The 26,000-nt window shown below is 71.7% G+C and carries 19 protein-coding genes; 9 read left to right on the forward strand and 10 right to left on the reverse strand.

Features of this window, described 5'->3' with window-relative positions:
* Positions 1–12 precede the first annotated feature (12 nt).
* Together urtA and AB0B91_RS28310 are read right to left on the reverse strand one after the other, a co-directional pair.
* A complete protein-coding gene (gene urtA, locus AB0B91_RS28305; RefSeq protein WP_358325662.1) occupies positions 13–1,260 on the reverse strand; it encodes an urea ABC transporter substrate-binding protein in 1,248 nt (415 codons plus the stop codon).
* A 389-nt stretch (positions 1,261–1,649) separates the two neighbouring features.
* Entirely contained in the window at positions 1,650–2,774 is a 1,125-nt protein-coding gene (locus AB0B91_RS28310; protein WP_358325664.1) for a substrate-binding domain-containing protein, read from the reverse strand.
* Between the two features lie 97 nt (positions 2,775–2,871).
* On the opposite strand from AB0B91_RS28310, the gene AB0B91_RS28315 reads away from it, so the two are divergent.
* The 5 genes from AB0B91_RS28315 to AB0B91_RS28335 all read left to right on the forward strand — a co-directional run bounded on the left by AB0B91_RS28315 (position 2,872) and on the right by AB0B91_RS28335 (position 7,135).
* Entirely contained in the window at positions 2,872–3,348 is a 477-nt protein-coding gene (locus tag AB0B91_RS28315; RefSeq protein ID WP_358325667.1) for a MarR family transcriptional regulator, read from the forward strand.
* Between the two features lie 182 nt (positions 3,349–3,530).
* Positions 3,531–3,998 (forward strand): ATP-binding protein, encoded by a 468-nt coding sequence (locus AB0B91_RS28320; protein WP_358325670.1) that lies wholly within the window; start codon positions 3,531–3,533, stop codon positions 3,996–3,998.
* 236 nt (positions 3,999–4,234) lie between these two features.
* Complete coding sequence (locus tag AB0B91_RS28325) at positions 4,235–4,591, forward strand: DUF6221 family protein (protein WP_358325677.1); 357 nt, start codon at positions 4,235–4,237, stop codon at positions 4,589–4,591.
* Positions 4,592–4,688: 97 nt separating this feature from the next.
* Positions 4,689–5,129: a hypothetical protein gene (locus AB0B91_RS28330; protein ID WP_358325680.1), complete on the forward strand. Its 441-nt coding sequence runs from the start codon at positions 4,689–4,691 to the stop codon at positions 5,127–5,129.
* Between the two features lie 341 nt (positions 5,130–5,470).
* A complete protein-coding gene (locus tag AB0B91_RS28335; RefSeq protein ID WP_358325683.1) occupies positions 5,471–7,135 on the forward strand; it encodes a TROVE domain-containing protein in 1,665 nt (554 codons plus the stop codon).
* Between the two features lie 19 nt (positions 7,136–7,154).
* On the opposite strand, the gene AB0B91_RS28340 is transcribed toward AB0B91_RS28335, so the two are convergent.
* The 7 genes from AB0B91_RS28340 to AB0B91_RS28370 all read right to left on the reverse strand — a co-directional run bounded on the left by AB0B91_RS28340 (position 7,155) and on the right by AB0B91_RS28370 (position 16,090).
* Positions 7,155–8,441, reverse strand: coding sequence for a HAMP domain-containing sensor histidine kinase (locus AB0B91_RS28340; protein ID WP_358325686.1), 1,287 nt, complete (start codon positions 8,439–8,441; stop codon positions 7,155–7,157).
* Positions 8,438–9,127, reverse strand: coding sequence for a response regulator transcription factor (locus AB0B91_RS28345; protein ID WP_358325689.1), 690 nt, complete (start codon positions 9,125–9,127; stop codon positions 8,438–8,440). Before AB0B91_RS28345 ends, AB0B91_RS28340 begins: the two co-directional genes overlap by 4 nt.
* A 72-nt stretch (positions 9,128–9,199) precedes the next feature.
* Positions 9,200–10,522 (reverse strand): cation:proton antiporter, encoded by a 1,323-nt coding sequence (locus AB0B91_RS28350; protein ID WP_358325691.1) that lies wholly within the window; start codon positions 10,520–10,522, stop codon positions 9,200–9,202.
* A 28-nt stretch (positions 10,523–10,550) separates the two neighbouring features.
* Positions 10,551–11,912, reverse strand: a complete 1,362-nt coding sequence (locus AB0B91_RS28355) for a cytochrome P450 (protein WP_358325694.1) — start codon at positions 11,910–11,912, stop codon at positions 10,551–10,553.
* Positions 11,906–12,943 (reverse strand): alpha-hydroxy acid oxidase, encoded by a 1,038-nt coding sequence (locus tag AB0B91_RS28360; RefSeq protein ID WP_358326034.1) that lies wholly within the window; start codon positions 12,941–12,943, stop codon positions 11,906–11,908. Before AB0B91_RS28360 ends, AB0B91_RS28355 begins: the two co-directional genes overlap by 7 nt.
* Positions 12,943–14,511: an NAD(P)-binding domain-containing protein gene (locus tag AB0B91_RS28365; RefSeq protein WP_358325697.1), complete on the reverse strand. Its 1,569-nt coding sequence runs from the start codon at positions 14,509–14,511 to the stop codon at positions 12,943–12,945. The genes AB0B91_RS28360 and AB0B91_RS28365 overlap by 1 nt, the downstream gene beginning before the upstream one ends.
* A gap of 70 nt (positions 14,512–14,581) precedes the next feature.
* Positions 14,582–16,090 carry an AMP-binding protein gene (locus AB0B91_RS28370; protein WP_358325699.1) on the reverse strand — a complete coding sequence of 503 codons (1,509 nt, stop codon included), beginning with the start codon at positions 16,088–16,090 and terminating at the stop codon, positions 14,582–14,584.
* 112 nt (positions 16,091–16,202) lie between these two features.
* Here AB0B91_RS28370 and AB0B91_RS28375 point away from each other — a divergent pair, with 112 nt between their 5' ends.
* The 4 genes from AB0B91_RS28375 to AB0B91_RS28390 are packed head-to-tail and all read left to right on the forward strand — an operon-like array spanning position 16,203 to position 19,426.
* Positions 16,203–16,892: a sulfotransferase family protein gene (locus AB0B91_RS28375; RefSeq protein WP_358325702.1), complete on the forward strand. Its 690-nt coding sequence runs from the start codon at positions 16,203–16,205 to the stop codon at positions 16,890–16,892.
* Between the two features lie 30 nt (positions 16,893–16,922).
* Complete coding sequence (locus AB0B91_RS28380) at positions 16,923–17,324, forward strand: YchJ family metal-binding protein (protein ID WP_358325704.1); 402 nt, start codon at positions 16,923–16,925, stop codon at positions 17,322–17,324.
* Complete coding sequence (locus AB0B91_RS28385) at positions 17,321–17,737, forward strand: DUF6221 family protein (protein ID WP_358325707.1); 417 nt, start codon at positions 17,321–17,323, stop codon at positions 17,735–17,737. The genes AB0B91_RS28380 and AB0B91_RS28385 overlap by 4 nt, the downstream gene beginning before the upstream one ends.
* Before the next feature lie 51 nt (positions 17,738–17,788).
* Positions 17,789–19,426, forward strand: a complete 1,638-nt coding sequence (locus AB0B91_RS28390) for a RecQ family ATP-dependent DNA helicase (RefSeq protein WP_358325710.1) — start codon at positions 17,789–17,791, stop codon at positions 19,424–19,426.
* A gap of 21 nt (positions 19,427–19,447) precedes the next feature.
* Here the strand turns inward: AB0B91_RS28390 and AB0B91_RS28395 are convergent, their stop codons facing one another.
* On the reverse strand, positions 19,448–25,915 hold the full coding sequence (locus AB0B91_RS28395; RefSeq protein ID WP_358325713.1) for a hypothetical protein: 6,468 nt from the start codon (positions 25,913–25,915) through the stop codon (positions 19,448–19,450).
* Positions 25,916–26,000: the final 85 nt, after the last annotated feature.

Consider the following 26,000-nt stretch of genomic DNA (forward strand, 5'->3'; position numbering starts at 1 on the left):
CCCGGTCGGCTGTCAGGTCAGGCCGCCGGCCCAGCTGTAGCCCTTCAGGAACGGATCGGGCTTGACCGGCTGGCCGGAGTTCCACACCTCCGTGATCAGGCCGTCAGAGCCGATCTTGCCGATGCGGGCGGTCTTGAAGACGTGCTGTGTCGGGCCGTCGACCGTGACCTTGCCCTCCGGCGCGTCGAAGGTGATGCCGCCCCCGGCGCTGGCCGCCTTGACCTTCGCGACCTCGAAGGAGCCGGCCTTCTCCACCATCGCCTTCCACAGGTAGACCGACACGTAGGCGGCCTCCATCGGGTCGCTGGTCGGCTTGTCCGCGCCGTACTTGGCCTTGTAGGCCTTGACGAACTTCTCGTTGGCCGCGCCCGGAGTGGTCTGGTAGTAATTCCACGCCGTCAACTGGTCGGCCAGGTACTGGGTGCCGATGCTCTTGACCTCTTCCTCGGCGATGGACACCGAGAGCACCGGCATCTTGTCGGCGGTCAGTCCGGCGGACTTGTACTCCTTGAAGAAGGCCACATTGCTGTCGCCGTTGAGGGTGTTGAACACCGCGTCGGCGCCCGCGGCCTTCACCTTGTTGGTGATGGTGGAGAATTCGGTGGAGCCCAGTGGCGCGTAGTCCTCGCCGAGCACCTTCATGCCGTTGGCCGCGGCGTACGCCTTGATGATCTTGTTGGCGGTGCGCGGGAAGACGTAGTCGCTGCCCACCAGGTAGAGCGAGGTCTTGCCCTGAGCCTTCAGGTAGTCCAGCGCGGGCACGATCTGCTGGTTGGTGGTCGCGCCGGTGTAGTAGATGTACGGCGACTGCTCCAGGCCCTCGTACTGGACGGGGTAGAACAGCAGCGCCTGGTTCTTCTCGTACACCGGCTTGACGGCCTTGCGGCTGGCCGAGGTCCAGCACCCGAACACCGCGGCGACATGGTCCTGGCTGATGAGCTTCTGCGACTTCTCGGCGAAGGTGGGCCAGTCCGAGGCGCCGTCCTCGCTGATCGGCTCGATCTTCTTGCCGAGCACACCGCCGGCGGCGTTGATCTCGTCCACGGCGAGCATGAGGGAGTTCTTGACGGTCACCTCGCTGATGGCCATGGTGCCGGACAGCGAGTTGAGCAGTCCGACCTTGACGGTCGAGCCCGACGTGTCGGCCGCAGCCGGGGCAGTGGGGGTCTGGTCGGTCTTGCTGCCACACGCGCCAAGCGTCAGCGCGGCGACGAGAATCGCCGCACCCGCCGCCGCGCGGCGTCCGCGAACCCGGTACATGGAAACCTCCTCCGCTCCGCCAGGGAGCGTGAACCGTGGAATTCGATGACGAAGCCACGCATTGCTGATTCGCCGTCTCGCTAAAAAGGAATGCGATCGATTGGCATAGTCAGCGTCAGCGAAAGCCATTACGGAGATGTTTCGCAGCCCTTAAGTAGCTGTTTCTAGCTGATGTGAAAGGGCGCTTACCTGAAACAAAAAAAGCCGCCGCACAAGTCGTGTGCGCCGGCTTTTCGAGAATTGTCGCAAGGTGGCTGCGCGGGCCGCGCCGAAGGCTCCCGCCCGGGCTCGTCGCGTGACGCTCGCAGCCGTCCGACCTGCGAGTCCCTCGCAGATCCTTCCTGTAGGAAGAATCTTGGAGGTGCGGCGCGTACGCTGTCAAGCCCGGCCTATAACTGGGCCACCACATCGAACTCCAGCCCTTGTGCCTCGGCCAGGTAGATGCGCTGGCGCATGTGCCGGCGCCGCATTCGCAGCAACCCGCGCGGGCCTTCGTAGGAGACCGTGTCGGCGTGGCCCACGATCGTCCGCACGTCCAGCGTTCCGGCCTGCTCGATGAGCGCCGCCAGCAGGAGTACTCCTTCGTAGCAGGACTCGCCGAGACTGCCCAGCGGCGGCGCGTCCACCCCGAACCTGCGCGCGTACCGCCCGTGAAAATCCAGGTTCTCCGAAGTCGTCAGGGAGGCGAAGAAGCCGGCGGTGCTGTACAGCCCGTTGGTCGCCGAGGGGCCGCTGGCCAGCAGCATGCTCTCGTCCATCAGCGTGCTCAGCCGCAGGCACCGCTGGTCCAGCCCGCTGCGGGCGAACGCCCGGTTGAAACGCACCGCGTCGCTGCCGACCAGCAGCATCAGCACCGCGTCGCCCTCGCTCCGCTCGATGTGCCGCAGGACCTCGCCGAAATCCTGGGTGCCCAGCGGCAGGTAGGACTCGCCGCAGATGACCGCCCCGCACTCCGCCGCGTACCGGCGGGCGGCCCGCGCGGTACCGCGCGGCCAGACGTAGTCGTTGCCCACCACGAACCAGCGCCGCAGCCCCCGTTCCCGTCCCAGCAGCCGCATGGCCGGGGACAACTGGTCGAGCGGGGTCTCGCTGGTCATGAACACGCCGTCGGTACGCTCGCCGCCTTCGTACAGCGCCGTGTAGACGTACGGCACCCGGTGGGCGACGCGCGGAGCGAGGGCCTGGCGTACCGAGGAGATGTGCCAGCCGGTGACCCCCTGCACCGCGCCCAGCGACACCAGCGCCTCCACCTCGGCCGCCACCCGGTCCGGCGGGGCGCCCCCGTCGACCGGCACCAGATGGAGCTCGCGCCCCAGTACGCCCCCGGCCCGGTTCACCTCGTCGGTGGCCAACTCCGCGCACAGTTCGCAGGCCGGCCCGAACATCCCGGAGGGGCCCCGCATCGGCACCACCAGCGCCACGTTCACCGTCTCGCCGCTCAGGTCGACGCCATCGGCGAGACCACGCGGCGACGGGTCCGGCGATCCAGGGAACTGCCTGTCAAACCGCGGCATGACGCCATGCTTCCTGGTCAAGGGCATGATTTCCACACCATTCCGGAAGCTGCAACCGGTCTGTAGCATGAGACACCTTCCCCGATCAAGGAGGGTCATGGCTGTTCCGGGTACGCATCAGCCGCCGGATCTGTTCCACCTGCTGACGCGAGCCGAACGGCTACTCGGCCGGCGCCTCGCCGTCATCCTCAACGCCGAGGGCTACTCGCTGGACGCCTGGCGGGTGATCACCCTGCTCGCCGACGGCACCGGCCACCACATGACCGAGGTCGCCGAGCACGCCTTCCTCCCGCCGGGCACCCTCACCAAGCTCATGGACCAGCTCGTCGACGACGGTCTGGTCTATCGCCGGGTCGACGACATCGACCGGCGTCGCATTCGCGCCTACCTCACCCCGCGTGGCCGCAGACTCCACCGGCAGCTCAGCAGGCAGGTGGAGGCCGGCGTGCCCCGGCTACTCGCTGCGAGCGCCGAACAGGACCTGCTCAGGGACCTGCTGGCGCGCCTTGTCGACTCCCTCGCCCATCCGCCGGCCGCCCGATCGGAATCCGCCGCGGTTGACGGCCGTATATGACCTCATTGGCCGGGCGTTAGCGCGTCGACGGAATTCATGACCTCCTCGAAGTCGAGCGATGTACTCTAATCCGGATTTGTGGCGGGCCGTTGCATGTGCGCAGCTCGGCGTTTTCGGTTCCTCTGGGGGATGTCATAGAGAATGGCGGGTTTCCTGCTGTCTTACGGAGTCTTCTCGCGGCGGTGGAGGACCGCCCAGACGACGTGCCTCTCCGCATTCATGTCGCGGACCTGCTCGTCGATCAGGGGGATTCGGCGGCCGCGCTCGCGCACTGCTCCGCCGCTCTGGAACGTGATCCCGGCAACGCCGAGGCGCTTGCCGTCCTTTCCCGGGCGGCGGATCGTCTGCGTCCGGATGACGGGGGCGAGCGTCCTGACGTGACCTTGTCGGATGTCGGCGGGCTGGAGGAAGTGAAACGGCGCCTGGAGGCGTCCTTCCTCGTCCCTATGCGTAATCCGGAAATGCGTCGTCTTTACGGCCGTAGCCTTCCTGGTGGCCTCCTGCTGTACGGACCTCCGGGATGCGGCAAGACCTTTCTCGCGCGCGCCATCGCCGGGGAACTGGGGGCCGGCTTCTACACGGTCTCGCTGTCCGACGTCCTGGACATGTGGGTCGGTTCGAGCGAACGCAACCTGCATGGAATGTCCTGAGCTACTTGCGAGTGTTCGAAGCCGCCGCCGAACGCTGGACGCCGGATCTCCGTGATCGTTCGGCCTGCCCGCAGCTTGGCGAACAGTTGAGCAGGCCCGGACATGGAGGCCTCCAGCAGGATCGCACCGACGTTCATGCGGCGCTCGGGCGACGGATCTCCGATCTGCCGAGGGGCGGCGTCGCACTTCGGCTCTACGATGGCGCAGACGACAGCCCCGATCATGGAGAGCCTGAAATGAACGAGCTGATCGCCTTTCTCCGCGCCAGGCTCCACGAGGACGAGCGGGGAGCGCGTGCCGCATCGCCGGTGTCGTGGCCGTCGAACGCCGAAGAGGACGAGGGCGCAGCTTCGAGCGGCGATCAGGCGCGCGCCACTGCCGCCTATCTGGCCCGCTACGCTCCGGCCCGCGTGCTGCAGGAGATCGAGGCCAAACGGCGGATCCTGGATGAGCTGGTGGGGTTCGTCGCCGAGGCCGAGTTCCTGCCCGTGGATGAGGGCAACACGACCAAGGCGATGGCGGTCGGGGTCGTTCGCCTCCTCGCCCTCCCGTACGCCGGCCACGCGGCATACCTGGAGAAGTGGCGGCCGTGAGCAGAGTTCCCGGCACCCCGCGTCAACATGTGCGCCCCACGGGGACCAAGCCTGGAGGAGACTGCGACGGACGAACCGATGTACTTCTGGAGCGAACATGACCTGGAAAGACCACGACTTACCCGTACTCACGGCGATCGTCCAGATGGCGGATGAGGGCGCGGCGCTGATCCAGCCGCACCAGATCGTCGAACGGCTCCGCATGGACCCGGAGCAGGTGCGGCGGGCGCTCGCCGCTCTCGCCGGTGAACGGCCGCCGTTCTTCCGGTTCACCGATGTCACGGGCGCCGATTCGGCCGGGCGGGAGATCGACGGCATCCACAGCCCGACCGGTGAGGCCCGGCGGGTCGTGGGAGGGGGGCCGGCCGAACTGCTCGCCAGGCAGATCATCGCCGGTCTCGAAGCCGCCGCCGAGGGGGAGCCTGACGAGGAGAAGCGCGGCAGGCTTCGGCAGACGGCGCAGTTCCTCGGAACCGCTGGATGGGGGGTCCTGCTCGGCGTGGTGGGGAACGCCGCTGCCGCGGCCGGCGAGGCTTGAGGTCGCCGGCAGTCCCCTGAACGCGGGCTCCGGGAGAGTCCCGATAATCAGGTGTGGCGCGTCGCGTTGATCAGTAACGTGGGAACCAGTTCATCGGGTCTGGTGCCGGCACGGGTCGAAGCCCGTCGGTTATCCACTTCCAATGGGGTTGTCGCGGGTTCGAATCCCGTCACAGGCTTCGGTCTGTGTAGCTCAGCTGGCCAGAGCACCGAACGCCGGTGGGCATCCCCACATCCGTGCCGGTTCCAGGCCTGACGAGCAAGGGGAGCGGGTGGTCATCACCACATCCGCTCCCCTTTCGCATATCCGCTCTCGGGCGGGTCGAACGGAAGGAGCGCACCATGGCACGTGATCCCCTCGCCGCGGTCTCCGCGATCGCCACTCCGCAGACGCAGCGGGTTCCCGGCCGCACCGACCAGGTGCAGAACGCCGCCGGCGGCTACGTCTTCGACAAGGACCTGTGGAACAAGCTGGAGGATTTCCTCATCCTCGGCACCACGGGCGGCACCTACTACGTGAGCGAGGACAAGCTGACGGCGGAGAACGCCGACGTGCTGTTCCAGGCGATCGCCGAGGACGGCCCGCGCGTCGTCGCCCTGCTCACCGCGATCTCGACGGCTCGGCCGCCGCGTGCTCCGAAGCAGCGGCCCGCCCTGTTCGCTCTGGCCGCCGCGTACGCGAAGGGCGACGCCGGCACCAGGCAGGCGGCGAAGGCGGCGCTGGCGAAGGTCGCGCGCACGACCGATCAGCTGGCCCAGTTCTTCGGCTACCACAAGAACCTGGGCGGCAAGGTGACCGGTCGCGGGACCTCGCCCGTGGTGGGCCGGTCGCTGCGGACCGCGCTCGGCTCCTGGTTCCTCACCGGGAGCGCGGACGACGTCGCGTTCAAGGCATGCAAGGCCGCTCAGCGCAGGACGCCGCAGGGCGAGGCGTTCAGCCTGCGGGACGTGCTGCGGGTCGCCCATCCGGTCGCCGACGACGAGCAGCGCAGGACACTGTTCGGCTGGATCGCCGGGAACGTCACGGACGAGCGGGCCCGCGAGGTGCTGCCGGCCGTGGACCGGTTCCTCACGGCGAAGGCGGTCACCGGCGTCGACGAGGCGATCCGGGTCGTGAACGAGTCGCGGGTGCCCTGGGAGTTCCTCCCGGACGCGATGCTGCGCGAGCCGAAGGTGTGGGACGCCCTGGTCGACACGGTCGGTATGACCGCGCTCATCCGCAACCTGGCCCGCATGACCCGGCTCGGCACACTGACGCCGCTCGGCGACGCCACCCGGCGCGCCGTGGCCCGGCTGACCGATCGGGGCGCGCTGCTGCGTGCCCGCGTCCATCCGATGGACGCCTGGCTCGCGATGCGCGTCTACGCCTCCGGCCGGGCCCAGCCGAACCCGCGCGCCGACGCTCACACGTGGGCGCCGGTCCCGGCGATCCTGGACGCGTTGGAGGAGACGTACGAGTTGTCCTTCGGCAATGTCGAGCCGACCGGGAAGCGGTTACTCGTCGCCGTGGATTCGTCCGGGTCGATGAGCGGCCAGTGGTCTGACGGTGTCAGGGTGGGTGGGTCGCCGGTCGGCAGTCCGTACGAGGTCGGCTGCGCCATGGCCGTCATGCTCGCCCGCATCGAGGAGAACGTGCACGTCATCGACGTGGACACCGCCGTGCACGCCTCCAAGGTGACGCCGCGTACCAACCTGCGGGAGATCGCCGAGTGGGAGCCTTCGGGCGGGGGCACGGACCTGTCGTTGCCGTTCACCTGGGCGGCCAAGGAGCGGATGACCGTGGACGGGATCGTCGTCCTGACCGACAACGAGACGTGGGCCGGCCGCTCCCACGCGAGCCAGGCGCTCGACGGTTACCGCCGACGGGTCAACCGGGACGCCCGCGTGGTGGTCGCGGCGATGACCGCCGCCGGCTACTCGATCGCGGACCCGAAAGACGCGGGTGTGCTCAACGTCGTCGGGTTGGACGCCTCTCTCCCGCTGATCGTCAACGGGTTCGTGCGCTGACCGGATCCCGACGATGAGATCAGAAGCGCCGCTCCGGCTCGCGGTCCGAGCGGTCCGAGTGGTCGGTGGGTTCGCTTCTGGGCGGTGGCGGCGGGCAGTGCGAGGCGGCGGGGTCCGCCGGCAGGCGGACGGTGAACACCGCTCCGGCGCCCGGCCGCCCGTCCGCCGTGATCGTCCCGCCGTGCCCGTCCACCACTTCCCGTACGAGGGCCAGCCCCAGCCCGAAGCCCTGGCCCACGAACCGGGCGAACAGCCGCTCGGAGTCGTCCGGATCCAGGCCCACGCCGTCGTCGCGCACCTTGAGCTCCACCACCTCCGAGCCGCCGGAGACCGTCACCCAGATATGACCCCCCATGCTCGTATGGCCGAGCGCGTTGTCGAGGAGCGCGGCGATCACCCGGCGCAGCGCCGACTGGGCCCCGCGCACGATGTGGTCGTCGAGCCCCTGGCGGCGTACCTCGATCGTCACGCCGTGCGCCGCGGCGCGCGCCGCCTCGGCCACGGCCTGCTCCTCGGCCAGCGCGGCCAGGTCGACCGGGACGAACGGCCGGCGCAGCTGCTTGAACTGGGCCGACACCAGCAGATCCTCGACCACCTCGCCCAGCTGCCGGGAGCCGGTGACCAGCTGGTCGACCTCGTCGATGACCAGGATCTGGTCGGTTCCGCGCCGCAGCTGGCGGGCGACGAGCTGGGCGCGGGTGTGCAGGCGGGTCAGCGGGGTGCGCAGCTCGTGGCTGACGTCGGCGGCGAACCTGCGCTGGCGGGCCAGGGCCTCGCCCAGCGGCGCGATCGCCCGGCGGGCGAGGACCTGGCCGATCAGCAGCGCGGCCAGCAGCGCGGCGAGTTCGGCGGCGCCGAGCGTGCGGAGCAGCCGATGCCGTTCGGCGGCCTGGTAGCGAAGGTCCATCACCGCCTGGGTCGCCACGTCACCGTGCCGCTCGGTGCGCACGAGATAGCTCTGCCCGGCCAGCTCGACCTGGTCGACCTGCGGCGCGCTACCTGCGGCCAGGTACAGGGCGCCGTCCAGGGGCAGCGCCTCCGGTGCCCCTGGAGAGCTCCGCAGGGTGCCGTCGCGCAGCTCGAACAGCCAGACGCAGGGGGGCGGGTGGGTGACGGAGCCGTGGCTCGTCGCGGCGGCCAGGTCACGCCGCGCGGAGTCGTGCTGGTCGTTCAGGGTGACGCCGAAGACCACCGCTCCGAAGAGGGCGAGCACCAACGAGATCGCGCCCGCCACCTGTACGGTGATCCGGCGGCGGGCCCCGGTCAGCAGCCGCCGCTCCGGATCGGCCGCCTCCCGCCCCCTCACAGCTCACCCAGGCGGTAGCCCACACCTCGTACGGTGCTGACGATGCCCGGTCCCAGCTTGCCGCGCAGATAGTAGACGTAGGTGTCCACGATCGCGTCGGTGCTGGCGCCGTCGAACACCCGCTCCCGCAGCGAGGCCCGCGTGTGCACCTGACGCGGCCGGGTCGCCAGCGCGTGCAGCAGCCGGCACTCCTGGCCGGACAGCGTGACCTCCTCGCCGGTCGGCAGTCGTACGGTGTGCGCCGCCGGATCCAGCCGGCCCGCGCCGACGGGCAGCAGCCCGGCCTGGTCCAGGTTCCTGCGGTGCAGCGCCCGCACTCTGGCCAGCAGCTCGTCGATCTCGAACGGCTTGACCAGGTAGTCCTCGGCGCCCGCGTCCAGCCCGGCGACCCGGTCGGCGACCGTGCCGAAGGCGGTCAGCAGGAGCACCGGCACGGTGACGGCCTGCCGGCGCAGCCGCCGCAGCAGGTCGATGCCGTCGACCACCGGCAGGCCCCGGTCGACGATCATGGCGTCGTAGGCGCGGCTCAGCCCCAGGTGCAGGCCGCGCTGCCCCTCCAGAGCCAGGTCGACCGTGTATCCCTCGTCGGTGAACAGGTCTACCAACATGCCCCCGAGCTCACGGTCGTCTTCGACGAGTAACAGCCGACGGGAGGGTGAGCCGGCTGTACCCGATGTCCCAGCCACGGACCCACCGTGGCATCACTGCCGCGGAATTACCAGGGTCCCGACAGGCATTGACATTTCGTGAAATGAAGATCAAGCCGAGGTTGCCTCCTCCAAGGGGCGGGGCTCTTCGGGTTCGGTTCTCCTGGCCTGTTCGAGGCGTTCCGGCAGCGCCAGCTTGTACAGCGGCAGAGCCCCCGCGGTCGTGATCACGGCCACGAGCACCAGCATGGCGAACAGCTCCTGCGTGATCATGCCCTGTGCCAGGCCGATGTTGATGAAGATGAGGATCATCAGCCCCCGCGCGTTCATGAGCGCGCCCACCGCGTACGACTCGCGCCAGCCGAATCCCATTCCCCTCATCGCCAGCGAGCAGCCGAAGTACTTCCCGCTGAAGCCGGCCGCCAGGATCAGCGCGAACGCCAGCAGCATGGCGCCACCGGCGATGCCGTTGAGATGGGTGTTCAGCCCCGAGAAGGTGAAGAACACCGGCAGCAGCAGCGTCGAGACGACGTCCATCATGCGGCCGTGCAGCACCTTGCGGAAGGCCGGATCGCGGGGCATGGTCAGCCCGGCGACGAAGCCGCCGAAGACGGCGTACACGCCGATCCAGTCGGTGAGCCAGCCGGCGGTGAGCGGCACGAGGATGACGACGTACATGGCGCCGGGGCCGAGCCGGCCGGTTCGCACGAAGCTCGTGCCCAGGGGCCGCAGCAGCGGGCGGACCACCGCCAGCATCACCACCGCGAACAGCGCGGCCAGGCCGATGGTGCGCAGCGCGCCGCCGGAGCCCGAGCCGAGGTGGATCGCCGACAGCAGAGCGAGGATGCACCAGGCCAGGGCGTCGTCGATGGCGGCCGCGATCAGCGTGAGCCGGCCGAGCGGGGAGTTCTCCAGCCTCCGCTCGTACAGGATCCTGGCCAGCATGGGGAAGGCGGTCAGCGACAGCGCGCCGCCGAGGAACAGGGCGAACTCCCACCGGCTGACGTCCGGGCGGGAGAGCAGGTCGTACAGGACCAGGCCGCTGCAGAAGCCCAGGGCCAGGGAGGGGATGATGCCCGAGCCGGCCAGGACCGAACCCCGGCGGACCTCGCCGGGTGATCGCGCGCTGTGGTCCAGCCCGGCGCCGACCAGGAACATGTACAGGGTCAGGCCGATGGTGCTCAGCACGTACAGGACCGGCCTGACCTCCTTGGGGAACAGGGCGGCCTGGGCCTCCGGGAACAGCCAGCCGAACAGCGTCGGGCCGAGCAGGACGCCGGCCACCATCTCGCCGAGCACCCGCGGCTGCATCACCATCAGCGCCAGCCGGCCGCAGAGGCCGGCGACCAGCAGGATGACGACCAGGGCGGGCAGCACCTTGAGGATCAGTTCGAGGTTCGGGTCACCGGCGGCGACCAGGGCCATCGTGGGCATACCATTTCTCCGCTCGTAATCCGGACGATCAGTGAGAGACCGGCTGGCCGTCATCCGCGAAATAGCGCTCGCACAGCCGCTGCCTGCGCGCGTCCCAGACCATGTAGCTGCCGAGGACGAGCTGGACGAGGCTGCGCCAGACGTCCTCCCACCGGTCGCGGAAGCGTACGAACAGCAGCAGCGGCCGGTGGGCGGCACTCCTGGGGGCGTACCGCGGGGTGAGCAGGCACGGGCCCCGGTTGGGCAGGGACCGGGTGTGGGCGGCGGTGGAGTCCAGGGCGTACAGGCGCAGGATTTCCTCCGCCGCGACCCGCATGGCGATCGGCGCCAGCCGCCAGGCCGGGCAGGGCCGGTTGGCGGCGATGCCGAACGGGATGTGGTTGAGCTCCCGGGCCGAGGCGTGGTCGGGATGGCTGCGTTCATGGTCGAATCGGCCCGGGTCGAAGCGGCCGGGGTCGGTGAAGCCCGCGCGGTGGAACTCGGGGTAGTTGAAGCACAGCACCGAGCCGGCCGGGATCGCCGTTTGCTCGTCGAGCGGGATCTCGCCGGTGGTGACGCGGTGGGCGACGCCGAAGAGCGGGTAGAGCCGGAGCGTCTCCGAGATCACCTGGTCGAGGTAGCGGGGGCCGCTCGCCAGCGCCCTGGCCTGTACGTCCGGGTGCTGGGCGAGGACCATCAGCAGGTGGGCCATGGCCTCCGACAACTGGACGACCGCCGTGTTGAAGAAGGCTCCCTGCAGGTACAGCGCCTGCTCCCTGGCCGACAAGCCCTCGGGAAGCGGGTGCCGCACCCGCGGCAACTGGTCCACCAGATAGCGGGTCAGCCGGTCGCGCCGGTCCATGTGCCGCAGCCCGCAGCCCTTGAGCGCGGTGACGACGTCGTTCGCGTTGCCGATGATCAGGTCGCGGGCCACCCGCGGGCACCGCCTGCCGAAGACGAGCTCGTAGGAGAACTCCGCCCAGAGCGGCATCATCAGGTCGCGCAGCCGGACCAGCCCGCGCGCGTCCCGCAGCGTCCGCGCGACGCAGCGGCGGGTCAGCTCCTCCGCTTCCGTACGCGGTACGGACATAAAGCCGCGCGTGGCCCGGGCGACGGCGTCATACCGTTCCCCCGCCTCCAGGTGCTCCTGGTGCATCTCGGGGCCGGGCGCCAGCCAGTACCAGAACAGGTCCGACAGGGCGGCGCCCTTGCTCCGGCCACCGGCCGCCGGGTGGGAGTAGACCTCCCTGAACCGCTCGACGCCGACCAGGTCGCCGGGCACGGGGATGCCCTCGTCCCCGTTGACCCGGTTGAACAGGCGTACCCGTAGCGCCACGACCCGGCCGGGCAGCCACCACGGCAGGCTCAGCACGGCGATGACGGCGAGCGCCCCAGCCACCACGGTCAGCATGCGCGTCGCACCATCCCCGGTTCGAGCTCGTCGATCGACGCGCAGCCGCACAGGGTGAGTGCCCGCTCCACCTCCGAGCGCAGCAGGCTGAGCACGCGGCCCGCGCCCCGCTCGCCGTCCGCCGCCAGGCCCCAGATCACCGGACGGCCGACCGCGACCGCCGCGGCGCCCAGCGCCAGCGCTTTCAGCACGTCGGTGCCCCGCCGGACACCGCCGTCCAGCAGCACGGGGATGGCTCCGCCGACGGCGCTCACGATGTCCGGCAGCAGGTCGATGGCCGCCGGGACCGTGTCGAGCTGCCGGCCGCCGTGGTTGGAGACCAGCAGCGCGGAGACGCCGTGGTCGAGCGCCAGGTGCGCGTCGGCGGGATGCGCGACGCCCTTGAGCGCGATCGGCAGCCCCGTCATCTCCCTGAGCTGGTCGATGTGCGCCCAGGAGAGCTCCGGTGACATGACGATCGGCCGCACCCGCGCGCCGTCGCGCAGGTTCTCGCAGCACATGCCCTCGGGCAGGTCGTGGAAGCCGTTGCGCCGGTCCCGGGCCCGCGCCCCCAGGGTGGGGGAGTCCACCGTGACGACCAGCGCCTTGCAGCCGGCCGCCTCGGCCCGCCGGACGAGCGTCTCGGTGAAGGCCGCGTCCGGCTGGAGGTAGAGCTGGAACCAGAGCTCGGCCCCGGGCGCCGCCGCGGCCACGTCCTCGACGGCGACCGTGGACGCCATGCTGACGATCATGATCGTCTCGGCGGTCCTGGCCGCCCGCGCCGTGGCCCGCTCGCCCTCGGGGTCGGCGAGCCGGTGGAAGGCGGTCGGCGCCACCAGCACGGGCATGGCCGCGTGGCTGCCCAGCAGGGTGACGTCGAGCTGGAGCTTCCCGGCGCCGCGCAGCACCCGCGGCAGCAGCGCGAGCCGGTCGAAGGCCGCCTCGTTGGCCCGCAGCGTGACCTCGTCACCGGCCCCGCCGGCGAAGTAGTCGTAGTACGCGGGATCGAGGCGAGAGCGGGCCGCGGCCTCGAACTCGTCCAAGGTCTCCATCACGCCGGTACCGAGGCGACCTGGCGGGCGAAGAAGGCCCGGAGCGGCTCCAGGTGCACCTCGGGGGAGGTCCACTCGTTCTCCAGGTTCTCGGTGATGTGGTGGACGGCGGGCGGCGTGCCGGGCCGGTGATGCCGCACCACCGGGTGCAGGTAGTGGCCCTCGTGGGCGCGGGCGGAGTCGCTCTGCCGGATCCGGCCGACCGCGATGTCGAAGGGGTCCACCTTGTCGTGTTCCGGGCCGTACTCCAGCGTGATCGCGTAGTGGCCGCCGTCGCCGATCGGCGGGCCCTCCAGATCGACCGGCAGCTCCTCCAGGTAGCGCGCCCCGCCCCGGCCGTCGGGGACGATGACGTCGGCCATCAGGCCGAACTGCTGCCACAGCGCCGAGGAGCGGTTGACCCGTTCGAGCACCGCCGCCGCCATGGCCTCCGGGGTGGCCGCGAGCTCGCGGGCCGGCCACGGGACGCCGTGGTACCTGTTCTCCAGGATGCGGTGCAGCGAGCGCGTGCCGTAGCGGAAGCCGTGGATGAAGCCGCTGGTGCCGCGCTTGAAGTCGCGGGACTGCGTCAGCGTCCCGGCGAAGTGGAGGCCGGGTACGCTGACCGACTCGTAGGCGGGGGTGAGCGCCGGGAACCTGTCCTGGATCATCAGCTCCGGGCGGCACCCGTCATCGAAGATCGAGGCGTCGAACCGGAAGCCGGTGCAGACGATCACCCGGTCGTACGGGATGTCCTTGGTGACCTCGTCGGCGCGGGCGAAGCTCACCGTCACCAGGTACGAGCCGTCGGCCTGCTGCTCGATCCGCCTGACCGAGCCGTCCAGCACCGCGTTCTGGGACTTGAGCTGGTAGGTGTCGAGGAAGTTGTTGTTGACCGCGCGCAGGTGCCCGACGAAGTGGGTGCGCCACGCCATCCGTACGGAGTTCGGCCCCGCGACGTGGATCACCGCGGCGGTCTCCACCAGGTTGTCGGCCGTCTCGAAGGCCGAGTTGCCCTTGCCGATGACGAGCACCCGCTGGTTGACGTAGCCGGACGGGTCGGTGGCGGCGATGCCGTAGGGCTCGGCCGTCTCGATGCCCGGTATCTCCGGGATGTTGGGCCGGGTGACCCCCGCCGCGACGATCAGGCGCTTCGCCTCGTACGTCCGGCCGCGCTCGTCGCTCACCTGGAAGGGCCCCTCGCCGGGCGCGCGGGTGATGTGGGCGGCGCGGGCGTCGTAGACGATCCGCAGGCCCCAGGCGGCGGCGAAGTCGGCGAGGTAGCGGACCATGTCGTCGGCGGCGGGGAAGTACCGGTCGCTGTAGCGGGTGAAGAGCAGGTCCTGGTCATCCGACAGCAGGGAGTTCCAGTCCATCCGGAGGTTGAGCTCCGGGTCGGAGGATCCGGTGTGCTTCTTGTTGATCGAGATGAGCGTGCGATGGCGGGGGAAGGTCCGGAAGAACATGCCCGGCGTGGGACCGGCTTCGAGGATCAGGTACGACCGCCCCGCCTTCTCCAGGAAATATCCCAGCTGCAGTCCCGCCGGGCCGGCGCCGATCACCAGATAGTCGAGGGCGTTGTCCGGCACGGATGCCTCCGTCACAGCGATGTGGTTGAACGGACAACAGCAGTGTTGGCTGGCAATTCTCAGAAAATGCTCAGAACATCCGCCCGCCGTGCCGGTCCAGCAGGGCACGCTTGTCCGGTTTGCCGCTCGCGGCGACCGGGACGGCGGACACCACCGTGATCGTCCGGGGGACGCTGTCCGCGCCGAGCTCGGCGCGTACCAGGGCGGTCAGCGCGTCGTGGTCCGGGTCCCGCCCGGCGGCCGGCACCACGAACGCGTGGACGGCCTCCCCCGTCAGTTCGTCCGGCGCCCCGGCCACGTACGCCTCGTCCACGTCGGGATGACCGGTCAGCACCTGCTCGATCGGCCCCGCGTACACCACCATCGCGTTGACCATGATCACATCGCGGGTCCGGCCGACCAGGTACAGGTAGCCCTCCTCGTCCACGTGGCCGAGGTCGCGGGTGCGCAGCCAGCCGTCCCGCAGCGTGTCGCGGGTCTCCTCCGGCTGCCCCCAGTAGCCGGACATCAGGTACGGGCTGCGTACGAAGATCTCGCCGGTCCCGCCCGCGGCCACCTCCCGGTCCGCCTCGTCCCGGACGCTGATCTCGACCCCCGGATGCGGCCGGCCGACCGAGGCCAGCAGGCGGGCCGGGCCGTGGGCGATGTCGTCGGGTGTGAGCATCGCGATGTTGCCCGCCTCGGTCTGGCCGTACCCCTGGTAGATCACGGGACCGAGCCGCTTCGCCGCGGCCGCCAGCCGGGACGGGCTGATCGGCGACCCGGAGACCATCAGTGCGCGCAGGCTGCCGACGTCCACCGCCTCATCGCGCAGCAGGCCGAGCATCTGGTACAGCCGGGGCACGGTGATGATGGAGCCGGTGATCCGGTAGCGCTCGATCGCGTACGGGAAGACGGGCCGCCCGTCGTCCTCGGGGATCACCGCAGTGCCGCCGCCCAGCAGGCACGGCGCCAGGAACTCCAGGACGACCATGCTGGCCAGCGTGCCGAACAGCAGGTAGCGCTCGAAGGCGGCGGCGAGTTCGGCCGCGACCGGGCCCCAGACGCGGGGCTGCCACGCCCAGTGCCCGCTCAGTGCGCGGTAGGTGATCGCACAGCCCTTGGGCCGCCCGGTGCTGCCGCTGGTGAAGGTCAGGGCGGCCACGTCGTCCGGGCGGGCCGTGACGGTGAGGGGCCGGCCGTCGTCGGGGCGGGCCAGCAACTCCGCCAACGGCAGCACGGGCAGCGGCCCGGCGGCCGTGAGCAGTCCGGGCGTCGCGGTCGACCCGTCGACCAGGAGGGCGTCGATCTCCATGCCGAGCACGTGGGCGAGCTGCCCGGCCGGGTATCCGGGCCGGACCCCCACGACACGGCAGCCGAGCGCGTGCGCGGCCAGGTGCGCGGCGAACGCCTCCGGCGAGACGCCGGTCCGGACGGCGACGCCCCGGCCGGGCCCCAGCCCGGCCGCGGCCAGCGCGCCCGCCAGCCGCCGGATCAGCGCCAGCAGCTCACCGCGCGACACGGTCCGGGAACCGTGCTCGAAGGCCGGGCTCCCGGGCGAGTCCCGCAGCGCGTCGAGCAGAGGATGCGGGAACAACATGATCGGCTCCTCACCCTTGCAGTGATCGTTTATTGGTCATATAACCGGCTTGTCGTCCCACCGAGACGTTAGGCAGCGCACATCAGAGACCGATCAGAGACGGGAGCGCGATGTGAAGGTGATCGGTGCGGGTTTCGGCAGGACGGGCACGGCGTCGCTGAAGGCGGCGCTGGACATGCTGGGCTACGGCCCCTGTTACCACATGTCCGTGGTCATCGCGGAGCCGTTCCGGGTCCGCCAGTGGCTCGACGTTGGCGAGGGCCGTGCCCATGACTGGGACGAGATGTTCGCCGGCTTCCAGTCGGCGGTGGACTGGCCCGCCGCCTCCTACTGGCGGGAGCTGGCCGAGCACTATCCCGAGGCGAAGGTCATCCTCACCGTCCGCGACCCGAAGCGGTGGTACGACAGCGTCAGCGACACCATCTTCGCCAGCGCCCTGGCCGAACGCCGCCCGCTGCCGGTGCGCCGCCGGATCATCCGGTGGCTGGTGGCGCGCCGGGTGCCGGATTTCGCCCTCTACCCGCGCATGGCCAGGGCGACCGTCATGGACCGGATCTTCGACGGCCGCATCGACGATCCGGCGTACATCGTGGAGGTCTTCGAACGGCACGTCGCGGAGGTGCGGGCGGCGATCCCGGCCGGGCGGCTGCTGGTCTTCGACGTCCGGGAGGGCTGGGGGCCGCTGTGCGCCTTCCTCGGGGTCCCCGTGCCGGACGAGCCCTTTCCCCAGGTCAACGAGCGGGTGGCGTTCCGCCGCAAGTGGCCGCGCCGGCAGTTCCAGCTGATATTCCGCGGGCGCTGAAGGTCCTCGGGAGCAGGCAGAATGAGAGGCGTGCCCCGACGTGACGCGAAACCCGCCTCCGCCCCGTGCCCGTGCGGCCTGCCGGCGACCTACCAGGAGTGCTGCGGGCGGCTGCACCGCGGCCTGGCCGCCGCGCCCACGGCCGAGGCGCTCATGCGGTCGCGCTTCAGCGCCTTCAGCGTCGGCGATGCCGGATATCTCCTGCGCACCTGGCATCCGGCGGCCCGCCCGCCGCGCCTCGACCTGGACCGGGCGACGCGCTGGACCCGCCTGGAGATACTCGAGACCACCGGGGGCACCGTCTTCCACACCGAGGGCACCGTCCGCTTCCGTGCCCACTACACCGACGCCGGCGAGCCGGGAAGCATGGAAGAGCACAGCCGCTTCGTCCGGCACGAGGGTGGCTGGACCTACACCGGGGCCGAGCGTTGACCGATCTGTTGTCCTGGCTCCGCGCCACGATCGAGGCCGACAGCACGACCGCCGGGGCGGCGACTCCCGGCCCGTGGTCCTACGACCCCGTCAGGGAGTGGTACGACGGCGAGGACTTCGTCACCATGACCAACGGGCAGGAGTTCGTCGGCTTCGGTGACCCGTCGGCCTTCCGCGGCGCGGTCTGCATCACCGGCGACGCCGGTGACGGCCCGTCCATGAGGGACGCCGTGCACATCGCCCGCCACGATCCCCGTGACGTGCTGGCCCGCTGTGAGGCCGAGCTGCGGCTGCTCGCCGAGCACGGCCATGGCGAGAGCTGTGACAGGGGGCCGGCCTGCGACGTTCTCCAGCTCCTCGCGTACGGCTACCGCCACCGGCCCGGCTGGCTGCCCGAATGGGCGCCGCGCTGAGTTCGGCGGGCGCGCCTGCGGGTACTGGCCGCGCACAACCAGGAGGGGTGCATGGGATTACTGGCGAGGCTCAACAGCAGGTTCGGGCGGCGGGGACGGCGGCTGCGGGCGACGGCCCGGCAGACGTTCGACTGGCAGGACCTGCGGCCGGGCCAGCAGGAGGCGATGGAACACCTGCTCGACGGACGTGACGTGCTGCTGGTCATGCCGACCGGCGCCGGCAAGTCGGCGGTCTACCAGGTGCCCGCGCAACTGCGCGACGGCCCGACCGTGGTCGTCTCGCCGCTCATCGCGCTGCAGCGGGACCAGGTGATGGGCCTGCAGAAGGCCGACGCGGGCGGCGCCGTGGCGGTCAACTCCACCTCCTCGGTCAAGGCGGGGCTGGAGAAGGTCACGGCGGGGGAGGCGGAGTTCGTGTTCCTGTCGCCCGAGCAACTCGCCAAGCCCGATGTCGTCGCCCAGCTCGCCAAGGCGAAGCCGTCGCTCATCGCGGTCGACGAGGCGCACTGCGTCTCCTCGTGGGGGCATGACTTCCGCCCCGACTACCTGCGGCTGGGCAAGGTCATCGAGCGCCTGGGGCACCCGCCGGTGGTGGCGATGACCGCCACGGCGGCGCCGAACGTCCGGGAGGAGATCGTCCGCTCCCTCGGCCTGAAGGACCCGGTGCAGATCGTGCGGGGGTTCGACCGGCCCAACATCCGGCTGGAGGTGCGCCGGTTCGTCACCGACGACGACAAGAGCCAGGCCCTGGCCGAGCACGCCGCGTCCCTCGACGGGCTCGGCCTGGTCTACGTCGCCACCCGGCGCGAGGCCGAGGAGTACGCCGCGCTGCTGACCGGGCTGGGCCGCCACGCCGAGCCGTACCACGCCGGGATGCGGACGGCCGAGCGGACCCGCGTCCACGGGCTCTTCACGGCGGGCGCGGTGGACACCGTGGTGGCCACGTCGGCGTTCGGAATGGGCATCGACCGGCCCGATGTCCGCTACGTGCTGCACGCGTCGCCGCCCGAGTCGCCCGACGCCTACTACCAGGAGATCGGCCGGGCGGGCCGGGACGGCAAGCCCGCTTCGGCCGTGCTGTTCTACCGCTCGGAGGATCTCGGCCTGCGCCGCTTCTTCGCCAGCGGCCGGGCCGACGCGGAGGCGTTGTCCCGGGTGGCGACCCTGGTGAAGGAGCACGGCGGCACCGTACCCGCCACCGAGCTGCGCGCCCTGCTGGGAGTGAGCGCCTCGCAACTGACGAGCCTGGTCAACCTGCTGGAACAGGCCGAGGCGGTGACGGTCACCGACTCCGGCGACCTGCGTTACGCGCGCGGCGGCCCGCCGCCGCAGCGGGCCGCCGCGCGGGCGGTGGAGCTCGACGACATCCGCCATCGCGTCGACGACTCGCGGATCGACATGATGCGCGGCTACGCGGAGACGACCGGGTGCCGCCGCCGCTTCCTGCTGGAGTACTTCGGCGAACCGTACGACGCGGCCTGCGGCACCTGCGACACCTGCCAGGACGGCGCGGAGCCCCTCGCGACCGGGGACGGGCCGTTCCCGCTGCACGCGAAGGTCGAGCACAACGCGTGGGGGCGCGGGACGGTCATGCGCCGCGAGCCGGACCGGATCACGGTCCTGTTCGACTCGGTGGGCTACAAGACGCTCTCCCTGGCCGCGGTGGAGGGCGTCCTGCGCCTGGCCTAGCCGCGTCAGGCTCCCTCGCTGTCAGGCTCCCTCGCCGAGCTTGGCGAGCAGGGTCTGGGCCTGGGCGGCGAAGCCTTCGTCGCCCGATTCGACCGCTCGCCGCAGATGCTTCCTGGCCAGGTCCAGGTCGCCGTCGCCGTGCTTGATCTCGCCCAGCCGGTAGGCGGCCTCGCCCACCAGGTCGGGCTGCCGCGTGTCGGTGGCCAGGGTGAGCTCGTAGTAGCGCACCGCCGAGCCGCGGTCGCCCAGCCAGTACGCCAGCTCGCCCAGGTGCGCGGCCGCCAGCGGCGCCTGGTTCTCGTCGCCCGAGTCGATCACCTGCTGGTACCAGCGCAGCGCCTCGGGCCAGTCACGCTCCCGCTTGGCCAGCGACCCCAGGTACATCTTGGCGACCACCGTCGCCAACCCGCCGGCCTCACCCGCCATCTCCACGACGCGCTGGTACAGCTCGCGGGCCCGGCCCGCGTCCTCGTCGTGATAGGTCTGGCCGAGCAGGACCAGGGCGCGGCGGCCGAGCCTGCTGTCCGCTTCGGAGACGCGGCCCAGCACCTCTCGGGCCTCCGCCACCTCACCCGCGTCCACCAGCGCCTGCCCCAGCGTGACCAGGGCGGCTGGTTCGCCGCTCGCCGCGGCCTGGCGCAACGTGCGCAGCGCGCCCTCACTGTCGCCGTGCTCGTTCTGCATCAGGCCCAGCACGCTCGCCAGCAGGGCCTGCGCGCCCGGGTCCAGGTCGGTTTCGGCGGCGTCGTCCGTCAGGCGCTGGGTGACGTCCGCCAAGCCGGCGGCGTCTCCCGCCACGCGCAGCAACGGGACCAGCCGGCCACTGGCGACCAGCCGTACATGGGCGTCGGGGTGGTCGGCCAGCCGCTCGTACCTGGCCCGCGCCTCGGCGATCTCGCCGGCGGCGGCGTACAGATCGGCCAGCTGGATCTCCAGGTCGGGGTCGGGATCGGGCAGGAAGCCCACGGCGCTCTCGATGTACAGCACCGCGCTCGCGCGGTCGCCCGCCTCGGCCAGCTCGGTGGCGCGCTTCCCGGCCACCTTGAGCGCCTCCTGCGCCTCGCCCGCCCGGGCGGCCAGCGCCAGCGCGCGGACCGCCACCTGGTGGTCGCCCTCGGTGAAGGCCCGGTTGGCGACCACGATCACATTGTCGGCGGCCATCTCGACCAGCTCCGACAGCAGGTCGGGGTCGTCCGGGCCCACCTCGATGGCGGCCACCCGGCCGAACGCCTCCGCCGAGGCCGCCAGGTCGCCGTCCTCGAACGCCCACTTGCCGAGCAGGTTGCCCGCCTGCGCGCGTACATCCGTGTCGCCGCTGTCAGCCGCGCCGCCGAGCTCGGCGCGGGCCGCCTCACCCTCGCCACGGTCGCGCAGCGTACGGGCCAGGTCGACGCGGATACGCGGGGTGAGCTCCGCGGACCCCAGGTTGACGGCCTGCCGGTACAGCCGTACGGCGGCGTCGGTGTCGCCGCGGTGCCGGCGGGCGTCGCCCCACATCCAGTAACCGGCGGCCATCGTCTCCATGTCGCCGCTGGTCACCGCGCGCTGGGCGGTCGCCGCGACGCCGTCGAAGTCCTTCACCTGCAACTGCGCCAGCATCAGGCTGCGCAGCGGGGTCAGCGCGGCCGGATGATCGACCTCGGAGCCCTTCCGGTAGGCGGCGACGGCGGCTTCCATGTCGTCGTCGTGATACCAGGCGATGTCGCCGAGGTCGTCGTAGGCGGTGGCCACCTCTTCCGGATCGCCGTACTCGACGACCAGCTCCAGCATCGCGCGCGCCTCGGCGGAGTCGTCCGCGACGCTCTCGCGGGCGGCCCGGATGACCTGCCGTCCCGCGGCGCCCGCGGTGGGGGTGCCGGACTGGTTGCGCATCAGCCAGCTCAGGGAGTCGAGCGTGCCCGGGCCTTCCTCGTCGCCGTACGTCTCAAGGATGGAGAACAGCTCGGCCCGCCGGCGCTCGTCCCCTTCGTCATCCTCGTCCTCTTCCGTGCTGCCCGGCAGTCCGGCGGGGACGACGATGTCCTGTTCGTCCAGTGGGGGCTGGGGGGTTGGGTGGCCGGCGGCGCGGGCGGCGAGTTCCAGGGCCAGGTACTCCTCGCCCATCTCCTTGAGCAGGGGCAGCAGTTGCGTGGTCGCCGCCAGCCGTACGCGCGGGTCGTCCGCGGTGGTGAGGGGCTCCAGCAGCGCGCGGGCCTCGGCCGGGGAGCCGTGCTCGGTGAGGAGTTCGGCGAGCTTGATCAGCAGGCGCGGGTCGCCGTCCGGGGGGAAGGCGGCGGCGCCTTTGTAGTACGTGCGGACGGCGTCCAGGTCGCCTCGCTCGGTGGCGGCCGACGCGTGCTCCTTGGCCAACTCCACGGCGTCGCCGTGCGCCCCGCCCGCGGCCCCCAGGTGCAGTGCGCGGACGGCCACGGTGTGGTCGCCCGCCTCGGCGGCCTCGTAGGCGACGGCGGCCAGGTTGTTCAGGGCCATCCCGTGGTACTCGCGGTCGTGTTCTCCCGGGGCTGGATGGCGGAGACCGGCGGCCGCGGCGGCGCCGAACGCCTCGGCAGCGCCGGCCAGCCGCCCGTCCTCGGCCAGCCAGGCGCCCAGGTGGATGCCCGCGAGCAGTACTTGGCCGGGGTTGTCGCAGGTCAGCACCGCTTCCATCTCGCGGTGGGCGGCCGTCGTGTCGCCGAGCTGGTGGAGTGTCTGGCCGAGTTCGACCCGGATGTAGGGGACGGTGTCCGGGTCGGCGCCCTCGATCGCCTCGCGATAGCCCGCCGCCGCCCCCGCGAGGTCGCCGCGGGCCTTGGCCACGTCGCCCAGCGTCCAGACGCCCAGCGTGACCGTCTCGGCGTCGCCGCTGCCGACCGCGCGCCGCGCGGCCGCCTCCAGGACGTCGACGTCCCCGCGCAGCGCCAGGACGCCGAGCAGGCGGCGCAGGCAGGTCAGCGCGGCCGGATGATCGACGGCCGCGCCCAGCGTGAGCGTCTCGGCGGCGGCGTCGGTGTCTCCGGCCAGGTCGTAGGCGAGGCCGAAGTTGTCGCAGGCGATGGCCACCTGCTCGGGCGTACCGAACTCCAGCACCAGCTCGTACAGCTCGCGTGCGCCGTCCGCGTCGGCGCGCAGCCGCTTCAGCGCGGCGCCGAGGACGAGGTCGGCCGCCTCTGCCCGCTCAGCGGTCGTCGCGCGCTCCAGCAGGGGCCGGACCTCCGCGAGGTCGCCTTCGTACAGGGTGATGTGCAGCTCGGCGATCGCCGGTGAGCCGTACGCCTGGGTGAAGAGCTCCAGCGCTCCCGCCCGGTCGTTCTCGTGCAGCCGGAGCATGGCCAGTTCGTCCGGGCTCGCGGTGCCGAGGCGCTCCTTGGCGGGCAGCCGGATGGAGGGGTCGCCCGCGGTGGCGGCCCGCTCGTACGCCGTACGCGCGCCCTCCGCGTCTCCGGCTTCGGTCAGGTAGCCGCCGAGTTCGTACGCGATGAGCGGGATGTTCTCCCCGGAGGACGCGTCACCCGCCGCGGCGAGCCGTTCGAAGGAGGCGATGGCACGTGCGGCGGCCTCGGCGGCCCGCCCCGCCTCGCCCCGGCGGCCGAGCAGCCTGGCCAGCATGACCCCCGCCGTGGCGGCGACCTCGATGTCCGGCTCAGAGCCGGGCTCGCCGTCGATCGCCTGCCGGTACTGTGCGGCGGCCGCGTCGAGCTCGCCGGCCTCTTCGAGCGCGGCGCCGATGACCAGATGCACGTGCGGCCCGTCGCCGGTCGCGGACACCTGGAGGTCCCGGGCCTCGGCCACCTGGCCCGCGGCCACGAGTACCCCGGTCAGGACGTCCAGGAGCCGGACGTAGTCGTCGTCGTCCGGGTCCAGGGCGTCCAGGGCCCGCCGGTAGGCCGTGGCGGCGCCGACCAGGTCGCCGAGTGAGGCCAGCGCCTCACCGAGGCTCTTCGCGCCCACCATCGCCTGGTGCTCGTTGTCCCCGTCGGCGGCGACGGTCCACGCCGCGGCGGCGCCGGCGAGGTCGCCCCCGTCGTTGCGCAGCGCGCCGAGATACAGCGCGGCCTCCTGGACGCGCTCCGGATGGCCGCAGGCGATCGCCAGGGACAGCGCGGCGTCGGCGGCCGCCACGTCCCCGGCGCGCTGCCAGGCGTGGGCGGCCTCCAGCGCGAGCCAGGTGTTCATGAACGAGCGGTGGTCGTCACCGCGCTCCCCGATGGCGGCCAGCACGGCCGAGGCGCCCGCGAAGTCGTGGCCGAGCAGCCCGCGCGCGAACACGCCGTCCTCGCCGAGCTCCGGATGGTCCGCGCCGACCTGGTCGAACGCGTGGCGCGCGGCCTCGAAGTCGTCCATGCGGACCCGCGTGAACCCGAGCAGCCAGGCGCTGCGCGGTGCCCGGAGCCGGTCGCCGCGGGCCATGATCCGCTCGTGTACGGCCGCAACGCCGGGCAGGTCGCGACGGGTCTCCAGGATGTGCAGCAGCTTCGCCTCGGCCTCGGCACCCAGGCCCGGATGCTCGCGGACGGACGCGTAGGCGGCCAGGGCTCCGTCGGCGTCGTCCTGACCTTCGAGCGCCGCGCCCAGCGCGTGGGCCACCCACGGCGCCAGCGCCGGATGGCCGTGCGCGTGGGCGCGGCGCAGCAGCTCGACGAGCTCTTCGTCCTCGTCGCCGTCGCGGATGATCGAGGAGATGACGGCGGCGTGCGAGAGCGCCAGCGGATCGCCGGCCGCGGCGGCCTCGCCGAGCAGCTCGATCCCCTGCGAACGCGGCACCCCGAGTGACACGTACACCTGCGCGAGCATGCTCTTGGCCAGCGCGGACACGGCCGGGTCCGGATGCCCGGCGCACTCCTGATAGGCCGCGATCCCCGCCTCACGGCCGAGCCGCTGGTAACCGACCAGGGCGGCGAGCATCGGATGCGGCGCCCCGCCGCCGGTGGCGGACGTCGGGCGTGGCGCGCCGCTCTCGGTGGTGAGCGCCGAGTCTGGCGCGCCGCTCTCGGTGGTGAGCGACGGATGCGCCCCGCCGATCTCGGCGATGAGGTGACGGTTCACGGCGGCGGCGAAGCCGTTGACGTAGTCGTCGCCGTCCGCGACGTACTCGAGCAGCTCGTACGCCTGCTCCACGTCGCCCTCGCCGTACTCCAGGGTGGCCAGCATGGCGCAGGCACGCGCGGACTGGAGCGGGACATCCGCGTCGATCACCCGGCGCAGCAGCACGCGGGCCTGGGCGAGGTCGTCCGCGCGGATCAGTTCCAGTGCGGCGTCGCAGTCGTCGACGGCCTGCTCCAGCGCCTCGTCCGGGCCGCGTACGGCGCCCTCGGCGTACGCGAGCGTCATCCGCGCCTGGAAGGCCACGTCGGCGTCGTCGAGCTCGGCCGCCTGCCCGAGCAGCGCGACGACCTCCGCCCGCCGCGGGTCGTCCCCGGCCAGCCCGTGCAGCAGCAGGCCCAGGCAAGCCACGGCGCCCTGGTGGAAGTCCGAGTCGCCGCCGAGCACCACCCGCCAGCAGGCGAGCGCCTCGTCCACCTCCCCGGCCTCGGAGTACACCTGGCCCAGGCAGGCCCGCGCCTCCAGCGCGAACCGCGGGTGCCCCGACTCGACCACCCGCCACAGGACGGCCCGGGCGCCTTCCTCGTCGCCGAGCTCGCGGGTGAACTTCGACTCCTGGATGAGCGCGTCGAGCCGGATCTCCGGCCGGTGATCCTCGGCCGCGCGCCGGTAGGCGTCCCGGGCCTCGACGAGCTCGCCCAGGTCGAACAGGACCGCGCCGAGCAGCTTCTCGGCCAGGCCGCGCTCGGCCGGATCGCCGACCGCGATCGCGTGCTCCATGACGCGGCGGCAGTCCTCGAACTCCGCCCGGTCGGCGTAGATCGAGTACAGCCGGAACGCCGCCTGGGAGCAGAGCTCGGGCATCCCGTGGGCGAGCATGCGGTTCAGGCCGGTCAGGATGATCTCGTCGTTCGAGCCGTCGTCCTCGTCGAGCAGCCCGGTGATGGCCTCGAACGCGTCCCAGGCCTCGCGCTCACGCTCGCCGCCGTCGTCCGGCCACCGCGTGTCCTCCAGGCCCTCCGTGAGCTCGGCGACCCCGGGGTGGTCGCCGCGTCTGGCCCGCGCCAGCGCCTCCGCGGCGCCGTCCAGGTCGCCGAGCCGCTGTAGCACGCGTACGAGGGCGACGTCGGCCATCACCGAGAGGTCGGCGTCGGCACCCGAGGCGGCGAGCCGCAACGGGCGGCAGGCCAGCGCCCACTGCTCGGCGTCGACCAGCATGAGGCCGAGGGAGATCGCGGAGCGCTGCGCGAACACCGGATGCCCCGAGGCGATCACCGAACGGTGCGCCGCCCCCGCGCCTTCCAGATCACCTCTGTCCTGCAGGAGGCGGCCGAGCAGATGTGAGGCCTCAAGGGCGACTGTCGCGTCGCCGGAGACCACGACCTCCCGCACCACCGCCGCCGCGCCGTCCAGGTCACCCTGCCGCCACATGCCGATCGCCGTTTCGAGCCGCTCGGGCCACGAAGACATGCTTTAACCCCTACTGCCGGAATGTGATCACTGCCGTGCAAACGATGGAACGTACACGATCAGACTCCGGAGTTTCTGTGGTTTC

Source organism: Nonomuraea sp. NPDC049141 (genome assembly GCF_040648415.1).
GTDB lineage: Bacteria > Actinomycetota > Actinomycetes > Streptosporangiales > Streptosporangiaceae > Nonomuraea.

What these genes read in the sequence shown, in the direction of transcription:
- AB0B91_RS28395 (WP_358325713.1), bottom strand. Translation starts at nt 25,915, where the DNA reads ATGTCTTCGTGGCCCGAGCGGCTCGAAACGGCGATCGGCATGTGGCGG.
- AB0B91_RS28390 (WP_358325710.1), top strand. Translation starts at nt 17,789, where the DNA reads ATGGGATTACTGGCGAGGCTCAACAGCAGGTTCGGGCGGCGGGGACGG.
- AB0B91_RS28315 (WP_358325667.1), top strand. Translation starts at nt 2,872, where the DNA reads ATGGCTGTTCCGGGTACGCATCAGCCGCCGGATCTGTTCCACCTGCTG.
- AB0B91_RS28350 (WP_358325691.1), bottom strand. Translation starts at nt 10,522, where the DNA reads ATGCCCACGATGGCCCTGGTCGCCGCCGGTGACCCGAACCTCGAACTG.
- AB0B91_RS28325 (WP_358325677.1), top strand. Translation starts at nt 4,235, where the DNA reads ATGAACGAGCTGATCGCCTTTCTCCGCGCCAGGCTCCACGAGGACGAG.
- AB0B91_RS28370 (WP_358325699.1), bottom strand. Translation starts at nt 16,090, where the DNA reads ATGTTGTTCCCGCATCCTCTGCTCGACGCGCTGCGGGACTCGCCCGGG.
- AB0B91_RS28355 (WP_358325694.1), bottom strand. Translation starts at nt 11,912, where the DNA reads ATGCTGACCGTGGTGGCTGGGGCGCTCGCCGTCATCGCCGTGCTGAGC.
- AB0B91_RS28310 (WP_358325664.1), bottom strand. Translation starts at nt 2,774, where the DNA reads ATGCCGCGGTTTGACAGGCAGTTCCCTGGATCGCCGGACCCGTCGCCG.
- urtA (WP_358325662.1), bottom strand. Translation starts at nt 1,260, where the DNA reads ATGTACCGGGTTCGCGGACGCCGCGCGGCGGCGGGTGCGGCGATTCTC.
- AB0B91_RS28335 (WP_358325683.1), top strand. Translation starts at nt 5,471, where the DNA reads ATGGCACGTGATCCCCTCGCCGCGGTCTCCGCGATCGCCACTCCGCAG.
- AB0B91_RS28360 (WP_358326034.1), bottom strand. Translation starts at nt 12,943, where the DNA reads ATGGAGACCTTGGACGAGTTCGAGGCCGCGGCCCGCTCTCGCCTCGAT.
- AB0B91_RS28330 (WP_358325680.1), top strand. Translation starts at nt 4,689, where the DNA reads ATGACCTGGAAAGACCACGACTTACCCGTACTCACGGCGATCGTCCAG.